The sequence below is a fragment of the Kribbella sp. genome, from assembly GCF_035687465.1.
GTDB lineage: Bacteria > Actinomycetota > Actinomycetes > Propionibacteriales > Kribbellaceae > Kribbella.
This window is the reverse complement of the sequence record NZ_DASRXP010000272.1, coordinates 1-10478: the sequence shown is the minus strand read 5'-3', so window position 1 is coordinate 10478 and position 10478 is coordinate 1. Positions and strand designations below refer to the sequence as shown.

The 10478-nt window shown below is 68.3% G+C and carries 8 protein-coding genes; 1 reads left to right on the top strand and 7 read right to left on the bottom strand.

Features of this window, described 5'->3' with window-relative positions; translation table 11 throughout:
* Positions 1–2121 (top strand): winged helix-turn-helix domain-containing protein (locus VFG33_RS13625; RefSeq protein ID WP_325026195.1); only part of this gene is annotated, 2121 nt, incomplete at its 5' end.
* Between the two features lie 10 nt (positions 2122–2131).
* Here VFG33_RS13625 and VFG33_RS13620 read toward each other — a convergent pair.
* The 7 genes from VFG33_RS13620 to VFG33_RS13590 all read right to left on the bottom strand — a co-directional run bounded on the left by VFG33_RS13620 (position 2132) and on the right by VFG33_RS13590 (position 10343).
* Entirely contained in the window at positions 2132–2758 is a 627-nt protein-coding gene (locus VFG33_RS13620) for a response regulator (protein WP_325026192.1), read from the bottom strand.
* Positions 2755–3387 carry an ATP-binding protein gene (locus tag VFG33_RS13615; protein WP_325026190.1) on the bottom strand — a complete coding sequence of 211 codons (633 nt, stop codon included), beginning with the start codon at positions 3385–3387 and terminating at the stop codon, positions 2755–2757. Before VFG33_RS13615 ends, VFG33_RS13620 begins: the two co-directional genes overlap by 4 nt.
* A 9-nt stretch (positions 3388–3396) precedes the next feature.
* The gene (locus VFG33_RS13610; protein ID WP_325026188.1) at positions 3397–4050 is read right to left on the bottom strand and encodes a BON domain-containing protein; all 654 of its coding nucleotides are present in this window, start codon (positions 4048–4050) and stop codon (positions 3397–3399) included.
* A 191-nt stretch (positions 4051–4241) separates the two neighbouring features.
* Positions 4242–4895, bottom strand: a complete 654-nt coding sequence (locus VFG33_RS13605; RefSeq protein WP_325026186.1) for a BON domain-containing protein — start codon at positions 4893–4895, stop codon at positions 4242–4244.
* Positions 4896–5007: 112 nt separating this feature from the next.
* Entirely contained in the window at positions 5008–7131 is a 2124-nt protein-coding gene (gene glgX, locus VFG33_RS13600) for a glycogen debranching protein GlgX (RefSeq protein ID WP_325026184.1), read from the bottom strand.
* Positions 7128–9782, bottom strand: coding sequence for an MGH1-like glycoside hydrolase domain-containing protein (locus VFG33_RS13595; protein WP_325026182.1), 2655 nt, complete (start codon positions 9780–9782; stop codon positions 7128–7130). Before VFG33_RS13595 ends, glgX begins: the two co-directional genes overlap by 4 nt.
* Positions 9783–9788: 6 nt before the next feature.
* A complete protein-coding gene (locus VFG33_RS13590) occupies positions 9789–10343 on the bottom strand; it encodes an HdeD family acid-resistance protein (RefSeq protein ID WP_325026180.1) in 555 nt (184 codons plus the stop codon).
* Between the last annotated feature and the right edge of the window lie 135 nt (positions 10344–10478).

Below are 10478 nucleotides of genomic sequence, written 5' to 3'. Positions count from 1 at the left end.
GGACAGCTGGCCGAGATCCGCGCCGCGCAACTGCGCTTCACCGAGGACGAAACTCGCGAGATCCTCACCGCCGCCGGAATCAAGCTGCCGGACCCGGTGGTGACGACGCTGTACGAGCGGACCGAGGGCTGGGCGGCCGGGCTACGGCTGGCCGTCCTCTCCCTGGTCGGGCACCCACATCCGGAGCAGTTCGTCGCCGAGTTCTCCGGCAGCGATCGCACGGTCGCCGAGTACCTGATGGCGGAGATGCTGGACCGGCAACCGCCAGAGGTGCAACGGCTGCTCCTGCGCACCTCCCTGCTGGACCGGGTCAACGGCGAGCTGGCCGATCTGCTCACCGGCGCGGAAGGATCGGAACGGATCCTGCTGGAGCTGGAGGACGCCAACGCGTTCGTACTGTCACTCGATCCCGCGCGCACCTGGTTCCGCTACCACCACATGTTCAGCGGCCTGCTCCGGCTGGAGCTGCGCCGTACCGTCCCCGGCGAGGTCCCGAACCTCCACCGGATCGCCGCGCGGTGGCTCGCCGACCACGCCGACATCGCCGAGGCCATCCGTCACCTGCAGGCCGCCGGAGATTGGACGGACGCTGCCCAGTTACTCACCGACCACGCCCTCAGCCTCACCCTCGACGGTCAGGCCGGGACCGTGGCGATGCTGCTGCGCACCTTCCCCACCCGGATCGGCGACGACTCCCCCGGGCTGGCCCTGGTCCACGCGATCGCCGACCTCGAGCAACTCCATCTCGACCAGGTCGACGCGCACCTCGACGTGGTCCGGGCGTACGCCGCGACGACGCCACCCGACCGTCAGCACCGCCTGCGGATGGCCATCGCGTCTCTGGACCTGCTGTCGGCGCGGCTGCGCGGTCACCTCGACAGCGTGTTCGAGCAAGTGGACGCCCTGCCCGCGACTGTCGGCGAGTCCACCACGGACGTGGCCCTGGGCAACGACCTGCGGGCCATCGCGCTACTGAACCTCGGCGTCACCGAGGCGTGGTCGCTGCGGCTAACGGAGAGCGAGAAGCACCTGCTGGAAGGCGCCTCCCTCGCTCGCGACATCGGGCGGCCGTATCTGAAGGTCGCGTGCCTCGCCCACCTCGGATTCGCCGCCGCCGGCCACTCCTTCGCCGAAGCCCGCCAGCATGCCGAAGACGCCATCGCGGAGGCTGCGCGGCACGGCTGGGACACCGAACCGGTGATCGCCCCCGCGCAGGCGACGCTCGCGGGCATCCTCATCTGGACAGGTGAGTTCGACCACGGCGAGAAATGGCTGGAGCGCGCCAGGCGCGCCACCCAGGCCGGCGGCGAGCCGGGCATCCGCCTGGTGATCCATCTGATCTCCGCGGTCCTCCAGGCGGCGCGCGGCCGCCACGGCGACGCACTCGCGGAACTCGTCGCCGCCGGACAGGTGCGTGCCGGGATGGCCGGCATGCACGCACTGACGTCCCGGATCACCGGCTGGACGATCGCCACCCAGGCCCGCCTCGGGAACGTCGACCAAGCGCGGGCCACCCTCGGCTCCGTCGACGCCGAGCTGGCCACCGCCAGTGAGATCCGCACCGCGGCCGCGGTGCTCCGCCTTACCGAGCAGGACCCCGCCGGCGCCCGGCGCGAACTCCGACCCGCGCTCGAGGCCGGTGCGCCGGTGAACCTCGCCCTCATCGAGGCCCACCTGCTGGACGCGCTGGCCTGCCGGGAGCTGGGCGACCAGCACGCGATGCGGGCAGCCGTCGAGCAGGCTCTGCACCTGGCCGAACCGGACCGGCTGATCCTGCCCTTCGTCCTGACCGGCACCCGCGAGCTGCTCACAGAGCTGCCGTCGCACGGTACGTCGCACGCCGCGCTGGTCGCCGACATCCTCGACGCCGTCCACGGCGACGACCCCAACCACGCCGCCGTACCCGGACCGTCCGAGGATCTCAGCCCCAGCGAGTTGCGCGTCCTCCGCTACCTGCCGACCAACCTCACCCGGCCCGAGATCGCCGCCGAGCTCTCGGTCTCCCCGAACACCGTCAACACTCACATCCGCCGCATCTACACCAAGCTCGCCGCCACCGACCGATCCTCGGCCGTCCAGCGCGCCCGCGAACTGCGCCTCCTATCCTCCGGCCGAGCCTGAGGCCGTCTGGTCAGGTCGCGCCGATCAGGCCATGGGCGAGAGCGAACAGAACGAGTTCGGCCCGGGTCGCCAGCTTGAGCTTTCGCATGATGTGAGCTCGGTGTGTGTCCACAGTCCGCACCGAGATGTAGAGCTCCTTACCGATCTCGGAATTCGTATGGCCGAGGGCGAGCAGGGACAGGACATCGCGCTCGCGGTCCGAGATCGGCTCGAGTGCCGGTACGCGGTCGGCGATCACCAACTGGGCACCGAGATCGGGGTCGACATACCGCTCACCGGCCGCGACGCGGTGGATCGCCTCGATCAACTCGGTGTCGGACGCCCGTTTGGGCACGTAGCCGTGGGCGCCGGCAGCCAGCGCCCGCCGTACTGACGTCGGCTGAGCCAAGGACGAGACGACGAGGATCCTCGTCGACGGAGATTCCCCGAGGACATCCTGGATGGCGTCGGCCCCGCTCTGCCGCGGCAGCACCAGGTCCAGCAGGACGACATCGGGTTGCAGCGTGCGGGCCGCCTGGATGGCCTGCGGGACAGTCTCCGCCTCGCCGACGGTCGTCAGGTCGGGCTCGCGATCGAGTCGGGCCCGCAGCGACGCACGGATCAGCCGGTGATCGTCGACGAGCAGGAGGCGGATCATCCGCGCCGTCCGATGATGACCGTGGCGCGGGATCCGCCGACGGTTCGGGGCTCGAGCTCGATGACGCCGTCGAACCGGGCGACCAGCCGGCGGCACAGGGTGAGACCGAGCCGTGTACCCGTCGCGTAGCCGCTGCTCGAGATCGGCCCGATCCCGTCGTCCTCGACGACGAGGATGCTGCGATCGCTCTGCGTCCGGGACCAGATGTGAATGCGGCGGGCACCGGCCGCGGCCGCATTGGCCACCAGGTTCCTGAGCACGAGCCGGAGCACGCCTGACGGGATCGGCAGATCCTCGACCGGCCCTGTGATGACCTCCATCCGACGCTTGCTGTCGGCAACCGCCTGCCGGACACAGTCCACTGTCAGCGCCGAGCTGTCGCCGGTGTCCCCTTCGGCCTGCACCGCCTCCAGGATCGAGTCGACCAGCTCGATCGCGTTGATCACGCCGCGGCGCACGTCATCGCTGTGCAGGGCGGAGAGCAGCGACGACTTGACCTCGTGCGCCAGCAGTGCGGCATGATCCTCGAGCGCTTCGGTCCTGCGGGCAAGCCGGGAGGCGTGCTCCGCGAGACGCTCAGCGGTGGCGGACGGGTGCCGCACCACTGTTCCCGTTGAGAGAGTCTGCATGAGAGAAGGTCAGTACGAGACGGTCAGCCGGTCGTTGACTGTGGTGACCCCGGGGGCAGCCCAGGCAGCCGCGACGGCCGCGTCGTGCTCGGACCAGGAGCGCACGCTGCCGCTCAGCGTCACCGTTCCGTTCGAGGTCGCCACGGAGAGATTGTCGGCGTCGATCTTGGCGTCCCGCTTGAACGCGCTCTGGATGGCGTCCGTGACCCCGGTGATCGTGCGGGCGGCACTGTCCACCACGATCTCGTTGTCGACGCCGAGCACGCCGAGAATGTTGCCAGCGACGAACGCCGCCTCGTCCCGCTGGTACTGCCAGTCGACCGTGCCGGACAAGGTGACGTACGCGTCCTGCACCTTGGCGTCGACGTTGGCCGGGATCAGGGAGTCGAGCAGCATCGCCTGCAGTACATCACCGCGGACGTCGGCATCGAGGCGACGGCTCTCGGTGAGAATCCGTACCGACAGGTCGTTCTCGACGAACACGACGCCGTGCACCCGTTCCGCGGCCGACTTGGCCTCCCGCTTCTGCCGCAAGCTGCCGACGGTCCCGCGCAGCGTGACCGTTCCGTCCTCGGCGGACACCGCGATCTCCTCGCTGTCCACCACCTTCGGGTCCCAGAACAGCTCGTCCTTGACGGTCAGAGCCAAAGCCTTGTCAGTCATATCTCCTCCTGAGGATCGGGGTCTCGGCCAGACGATCCGGCCGGTAAGTGCTGATGACTTCCACGCTAGGTGCGGCCCCCGGAGACAACTGTGTTGTGCGTGCACTCCCCCTTGCTCCTCGTGCCGAGACCTGCCAGAGAAGCGTCCAGGCACGGGCGACGTCGTGAGGTCGCCCGTGCCTGGTGGGTGGGTCAGTACTTGATCGTCAGCTCGTCGCTGACGGACGTGACGCCGGGCGCCGCCCAGGCGGCGGCGATCGCCTCGTCGCGCTCGGCCCACGACTTGACCGTTCCCTTGACGGTGACGGCACCGTTGAGGGTCGAGATCCGAAGCCCTTCGGCATCCAGCGTGGCGTTGCGCTGGAAGGCCTTCTTGATCGACTCCTCCGTGTCCGTGGCGCTCGGCAGCGGCGGCGTGAGCTCGATCTCGTTGAAGACATCGAGGGCGCCGGCGATGCTCGAGGCCACGAAATCCGCCTCGTCGCGCTGGTACTGCCAGTCGACCGTGCCGGTCAGCGTGACGAAACCGTCCGTCACCTTGGCATCGACCGACGCCGGTACGAGGCTGTCCAGCATCAGAGCCTGCAGGACCAGGCCGCGCAGGTCGGAGTCGGAGCGGCCTTCGCCGTCCAGCAACTGCACCTTCAACTGGTTGTCGACCCAGTTCACCCCGAAGACCCGCTGAGCCGCCTTCCGGGCCTCCCGCTTCTCCCGCAGGCTGCCGACGGTGCCACGAAGTGTCACCGTGTCACCGTCCGCGGACACGGCGATCGCCGCGCTGTCCACCTTCGGATCCCAGAAGAGCTCGTCACTGACGTTGGCTACCACATCGTCGTTCCAGGACATGACGTCCTCCTTCAACTTGGTTCATCGGACACTTCGATCCTCTGTCGCAGGTTCCGCCAGAACATCGGAGTTGCCGCTGACCGGCTGCGGAAAGCCCGTAGAACAAGGCCTTCTAGCTGAGGTCGGTACGACGCGCTCGCCCCTGCAGGACCACGATCGATCGTGGTTGGAGCGTGATGCCATCGCCGGCGGCGTAGCGTTTTGTCGCGGCGACAGCGGCCGGCTCGTACGTGTCCACCACCGATTCCCACGCCTGGTCGGCACGGGTGGCCGGTACGACGAACTCCAGCGGCTCCCACCAGGCGTTGACGAGGAGCAGGAAGTCGTCGTCGACGAGCGGCGTACCGTCCTCGGCGATGTCCGGATCGTCCGCGCCGTCGAGGTACAGCGCGATGCAGCGGGCGTTGGGATCGCGCCAGTCGTCCGTGGTCATCCGCGTCCCGGCCGGGGTGTACCAGCTGAGCTCGTTGGTCTCGACGCCGGTGAGGAAGCGGCGGCGCCGGAACACCGGATGTGCTCGGCGGAGCCCGACCAGCTTCCTGGTGAAGCCGAGCAGCTCCTCGTCCGGCGTCGACCAGTCGAACCAGCTGATCTCGTTGTCCTGGCAGTAGCCGTTGTTGTTCCCGCCTTGCGTGCGGCCGAGCTCGTCACCGCCGAGCAGCATCGGCACACCGAGCGACAACATCAGCGTGGTCAGCATCGCCCGGCGCTGTCTGGCCCGCAGCTCGACAATCGACGGATCGGTGGCCGGACCCTCGACGCCACAGTTCCACGAGCGGTTGTCATCTGTACCGCCGCGGTTGTCGTCACCGTTGGCGTCGTTGTGCTTGGCGTTGTACGAAACGAGATCGGCCAAGGTGAAGCCGTCGTGGACGGTGATGAAGTTGATCGAAGCGGTCGGGCGGCGGCCGGCAGCGGCGTACAGGTCGGACGAGCCGCTGAGGCGGGCGGCGAACTCGGGGATCAACCCGTCGTGGCTGCGCCAGAAGTCGCGCATCGCGTCCCGGTACCGGCCGTTCCACTCACTCCATCGCGCCGGGAACCGACCCAGGTCGTAGCTGTCCGTTTGTCCGACGTCCCACGGCTCGGCGATCAGCTTGGCGCGCGACAGGATGGGGTCCTGGGCAACGAGATCGAAGAACGCCGACACCCGGTCGAAACCGCCGTCCTGACGGGCCAGGGTCGGCGCCAGGTCGAACCGGAACCCGTCCACATCCATCTCGCGCAGCCAGTACCGCAACGAATCCATGATGAGCTGCAGACTCACCGGGCTCCCTGCGTTGAGCGAGTTGCCGGTCCCGGTCGTATCGACGTACTGGCGTAGGTCGGTCGGGTCGAGCCGGTAGTAGGCGGGGTTGTGCAACCCGCGGTGAGACAGGGTCGGCCCCAATTGGTTGCCTTCGGCGGTGTGGTTGAAGACGACATCGAGAATGACCTCGAGCCCCGCGCAGTGCAGGGTGTCCACCATGTCCCGGAACTCGGCGACCTGCCCGCCTGGCCTCCCGGCCCGGACCGCGGCGGAGTAGCCGGAATGCGGAGCGAGGTACCCGATGGTGTTGTAGCCCCAGTAGTTCGTCAGACCGCCCTCCACAAGGAAGGCTTCCGGTACGTTCTGGTGGACCGGGAGCAGCTCGACCGTCGTGACCCCTAGGTCGACCAGATGTCCGATCGCGGCGTCATGCGCCAGCCCGGCGTACGTGCCGCGAAGCTCCGGCGGTACGGCGGGATGCGTCGCGGTGAAGCCTTTGACGTGAAGCTCGTAGATCACCGTGTCGGCGTCCGAGTGATGGGGCTTCGGCCCACCGGTCGACGCGAAAGAGGTGTCGACGACCAGACTGCGCGGTACGAACGCCGCCGAGTCCAGCGTGCTCGCGACGCCCTCATTCGCTACGACATGCCCCAGGACCTCCGGTCCGAATCGCACCTCGCCGTCGAAGGCCCGCGCATACGGGTCGAGCAGGAGCTTCGCCGGATTGCAGCGCAGTCCGCGACCTGGTTCGTACGGTCCGTTGGCCCGGTATCCGTAGGCCTGGCCGGCTCCGATCCCCGGGACGAATCCGTGCCAGACCTCACCGTCTCGCTCCGGCAGCGGGATCCGGGTCTCGTTCCCGTCCTCGTCGAACAGACAGAGCAGGACGCCGTCGGCGGCGGACACGACCGCGAAGTTCGTACCGTCGGCTTGGAGGGTGGCGCCGAGCGGGGACGGCGATCCGGGCAGCACGGTGGAGGCGCTCATTGCTGCCCGCTCTCCAAGCGCAGGATGACGTCGTCGATGGACGACACGACCCCGTGCCGGCGACGGATGACATCGGCAACCAATCCGGTCCACCCGGTCTGGTGGGAGGCGCCCAGGCCGGCCCCGTTGTCGCCGTGGAAGTACTCGTTGAACATGAGATTGTCCTGCCAGTTCGGGTCGTACTGGAGGCGCTCGACCCAGCCGAAACACGGCCGCCGACGGTCCGGACCGACCTCGAAGATCGACGCCAATCTGGCCCACAGATCAGCGGCGACGGCATCGAGGGTCAGCAGTTGCCCGGAGCCGGTCGGATACTCGACGGTGAAGTCGTCGCCGAAGAACCTGCCGTAGCGCTCCAGCGCGCCGGCCGCGAGGTAGTTCAGCGGGAACCACACCGGTCCCCGCCAGTTCGAGTTGCCGCCGAACATCGCCGTGGTGGACTCGGCGGGCTCGTAGTCGATGGTCGCCTGGATTCCCTCGACGTCAACCGTGTAAGGGTGATCGCGGTGGTACGCCGACAGCGACCGCAGCCCGTACGGCGACAAGAACTCGTCCGGGTCGAACAACCTGCGGAACAGCCGGGTGACCCGGTCCACGCCGACGGCTCCCAGCAGGAGCCGCCGGTCCCCCGGCTCCCCCCGCAACAGTCCGGCCGTCGTGAGCGGCTCGGGATCATCCGGCAGATGACGGCCGAGCAACCTGGAGAACTGCTTGCCCATGGCAACGGCGTCGTCGAGCGTCCGCTCGTCGACGACGGCCGCGGCGAGCATCGGGATGATCCCCACCATCGAATGCACCTTCAGCGGCACCGTGGTACCGCTCGGTGTGACCAGGCGGTCATAGAAGATTCCGTCGGTGTCGTCCCACAGACCTTGCTGCTCCAGGGCGTTGCGGATGCCGGCGAAGTGCTCGAGGAACTTGAGCGTCAGGTCCAGTCCCGGGCGCTGGCCGGTGCGGTACAGGATCGCCGCCATGGTGGCCATCGACAACGCGTAGCCGGCCATCCACCCGGTAGCGTCGGCCTGCTCCAGCCGGCCGCCGACCGGCAGATGCGAACGATCCAGCGGGCCGATGTTGTCCAGCCCCAGGAACCCACCCTCGAACAGGTTCGACCCGTCAGCGTCCTCGCGGTTGATCCACCAGGTGAAGTTCACCATCAACTTGTCGAACACCCGGCTGAGGAAGTCGAGGTCGCGGCCACCGTCGATCGCGAAGACCTCCAGCGCGGCCCAGGCCTGGACCGGCGGGTTGACGTCACCGAAGTCCCACTCGTACGCCGGTAGCGCGCCGTTCGGGTGCTGGAACCACTCCCGGCAGATCAGCAGCAACTGGTTCTTCGCGAACCCGGGATCGACATGAGCCAGCGCGACGCAGTGAAACGCCAGGTCCCAGGCCGCGAACCACGGGTACTCCCACTTGTCCGGCATCGACATGATGTCGAAGGCCTCGAAGGTGCGCCACCGGTGGTCACGGCCGGTACGCCGGGCGTCCGGTGGTGGCGGAAGTCCGGGATCCCCGTCGAGCCAGCGGGACACGGCGAAGGCGTACAACTGCTTGCTCCACAACAGACCGGCGAACGCCTGGCGCATCACCATCGCCTCGTCGGGTGTCGCCGCCGGCGGGGTCAGCTCGGCGTAGAAGTCGTCGGCTTCGGCTTGGCGGGCGGTCATCACCTGGTCGAAGTCGGTTCCGAGCGCGGTCCGTGGATGGGAGCTCGACGCCGTGGGCCGCAGTCGCAGCCGGAGCTCGACGGTGGCGCCCGGGGCGATGGAAAGGCGGTACCAGGCGGCGCACTTCGTACCGGCTCGTGCCGGGTTGATCGTGGCCGCGCCGGACACGACATGATCGTTGATGCCGTCCTTCGGATACGGCGTCGGTGACGTCACGCCGTACAGGCGGCTGGTGTTGGTCTCGTTCTCGCAGAACAGCAGAGACGGCATGGTCCCGTCAGAGGCCGGCGCGGTGAGCAGCTCGAGCTCGCCGAGCACGGGGTGCGTGATGCCGACGACGGCGTTCCCGATCGCGGCGAGCTTCGGGCGCTGCGCGTCCGGGTCCCAGGCCCAGGTGTTGCGGAACCAGGCCGTCGGAAGGACGTGCACCACCTCGCGCTCCGGGCCGGCGTTCGTGACCCGTACGGTCATCAGCAGGTCCGTCTCGCTCGCCTTGGCATACGTCACGTCGACGATCCAGAACCTGTCCTGGTCGAACACGCCGGTGTCGAGCAGTTCGTACTCCGGGTCGTGGTGGCCACGCCTGCCGTTCTCGGCCACCAGGTCGGCGTACGGGAACTCGGCCTGCGGATAGTGGTAGCGCCACCGGTTCCACGCGTGGCTCGGGATCGCGTCGAGGTACCACCAGTAGTCCTTGACGTCCTCGCCGTGGTTGCCCTCCGGTCCGGTCAGGCCGAACGGCCGCTCCTTGAGGATCGCGTCACGTCCGTTCCACAACGCGATCCCCAGGCACAGTCGCTGCTCGCGGTCGCTGAAGCCTGCCAGACCGTCCTCGCCCCATCGGTACGCCCGCGACCTGGCATGGTCGTGCGGCAGGTACGTCCAGGCGGAGCCGTCCGCGCTGTAGTCCTCGCGGACGGTCCCCCACTGGCGTTCGCTGAGGTACGGACCCCACAGGTCCCATTCAGAAGGATCGGTCATGGGAGGTCAGCTGGCGGGGTGGGCCAGCGGCGGCGTGGCTGTTCCGGCTTTGTGGAGCTGTGCCGACAGAACCAGCGTGGAGATGCCGTAGACGATGCTGAACAGGCCGAAGACCGTGGCCAGGCTGACCGCACCGATGTCGGGCCTGATCGCCAGCACGATGCCGAGGGCGATCGAGACGAGTCCGGTGAGAGCCCACATCGCCCGCTCCCCGGCGTACTCGCCGCGGCGGAAGGCCATGGCGACCTCGATGACACCGGTGACGAACGCCCACGCGGCGATCCAGATCGTCAGCACGAGCGCGGTGATGCCGGGCCACGCCAGCGCGGCGATGCCTGCGACGACGTCGAGCACCGCTAGCAACAGGTAGCCGATCACCGGGCCGGCGCTGCGGCCGGTGAACCCGCGGGCACCGTCCACAACTGCCGCGATGAAGGCGTACACCGCGAAGAGGATCACCATCGCGCCGACGGTGACATTGGGCCAAGCGACGGAGACCACCCCGATCGCGACGGCCAGCAGTCCACGCCACAACAGTGACGATGAGACAGACGAGAACATCAACAGCCTCCTTCGTTGGTCCTGCTCGGTAGTAGATGAGTCACGATGCAACGCTATGGCGGTCCGAGGCGGCCTGGTTTGCTGTGTGTGCGGGGTTCTCGGTCAGGTGTGCGCGCTGCTTGTCCTGGTGCAACG

Bases quoted from the DNA above. Each gene is read 5' to 3' on its own strand.
- VFG33_RS13620 (WP_325026192.1), bottom strand. From the start codon at position 2,758: ATGATCCGCCTCCTGCTCGTCGACGATCACCGGCTGATCCGTGCGTCG.
- VFG33_RS13615 (WP_325026190.1), bottom strand. From the start codon at position 3,387: ATGCAGACTCTCTCAACGGGAACAGTGGTGCGGCACCCGTCCGCCACC.
- VFG33_RS13610 (WP_325026188.1), bottom strand. From the start codon at position 4,050: ATGACTGACAAGGCTTTGGCTCTGACCGTCAAGGACGAGCTGTTCTGG.
- VFG33_RS13605 (WP_325026186.1), bottom strand. From the start codon at position 4,895: ATGTCCTGGAACGACGATGTGGTAGCCAACGTCAGTGACGAGCTCTTC.
- glgX (WP_325026184.1), bottom strand. From the start codon at position 7,131: ATGAGCGCCTCCACCGTGCTGCCCGGATCGCCGTCCCCGCTCGGCGCC.
- VFG33_RS13595 (WP_325026182.1), bottom strand. From the start codon at position 9,782: ATGACCGATCCTTCTGAATGGGACCTGTGGGGTCCGTACCTCAGCGAA.
- VFG33_RS13590 (WP_325026180.1), bottom strand. From the start codon at position 10,343: ATGTTCTCGTCTGTCTCATCGTCACTGTTGTGGCGTGGACTGCTGGCC.